At 67.7% G+C, this 1,012-nt stretch carries 1 protein-coding gene; it reads right to left on the minus strand.

Annotated elements, in window-relative coordinates; translation table 11 throughout:
• Nucleotides 1–19: 19 nt before the first annotated feature.
• Nucleotides 20–954, minus strand: a protein-coding gene (locus ACTWPV_RS49700; RefSeq protein ID WP_443157227.1) for an IS5 family transposase whose coding sequence is annotated in 2 segments (ribosomal slippage) — nt 20–577 and nt 580–954 — 933 coding nt in all. Because the reading frame shifts where the segments join, the coding sequence is not laid out codon by codon here.
• Nucleotides 955–1,012 lie beyond the last annotated feature (58 nt).

A 1,012-nucleotide genomic window follows, 5' to 3' on the forward strand; every position in this document is an offset into this window, starting at 1 on the left:
CTAGGAGCTGTTTCTCGGATCAGGTTCGGAGCCAGATGACGAGGGCGGCCAAGGTGACGGTGCCGAGGAAGATGTAGGCGCGCTTGTCGTATCGCGTGGCCACGGCCCGGAAGTTCTTCAGCCGGTTGATCGCCCGTTCGACGACGTTGCGGGCTTTGTAGCGTGCGGCGTCGAAGCCCGTGGGCCGTCCTCCGGCTGAGCCACGACGGCGACGGTGGGCGCGTTGGTCGCGTGGCTCGGGGATGGTGTGGCGGATCTTGCGGCGGCGTAGGTAGGCGCGGTTGGCGCGCGAGGAGTAGGCCTTGTCCGCGGCAAGGCTGTCCGGTCGGGTACGGGGGCGTCCCGGTCCCGGCCGGGGTACCCGGATGCCGGTAAGCAGTCGCTGGAATTGCGGGCTGTCGCCGTACTGGCCTGGTGTCAGCACCAGCGACAGCACCCGGCATCGGCCGTCCGCGGACAGATGGATCTTGGTGGTGAACCCGCCGCGGGAGCGGCCTAAGCACTCTCCAGCCTGACCACCTCCGCCAGCCGGGCCGCCAGAGACGTCAGCACCGGATCGCCCCGGTTTGTCCCGGCGGCGTCCCCCTTTTTCTGTTCCGGCGCGGCTGGCGGTGTGCGGGGCGCGCCGGCGGCGTGCTGGTGTGCGCGGACGGTGGTGGAGTCCACGGAGATGTCCCAGTCCACCTGGTTCTCGGCGTCCTGCTGGGCTTGGATCTCCGAGAGCAACATCCGCCAGGTGCCATCGGCCGACCAGCGACGGTGTCGCTTGTAGACCGTGATCCACGGACCGAACCGCTCGGGCAGATCACGCCAGGGCAGCCCGGTACGTGCTCGATACAACACACCATTGATCGTCTTGCGGTGGTCGTTCCACCGCCCGCCTCGCTGGCCGCCCTCCGGCAGCAGCGGTTCGAGCCGCTCCCACTCGGCGTTCGTTAAGTCACCGCGACCCATACACCTATCGTGACAACGTAGGCACCATCGGTCAGCAGATCTAAGAAACAGCTCCTAG

This window comes from Nonomuraea sp. KM88, from assembly GCF_052245635.1.
Taxonomy (GTDB): Bacteria; Actinomycetota; Actinomycetes; order Streptosporangiales; family Streptosporangiaceae; genus Nonomuraea.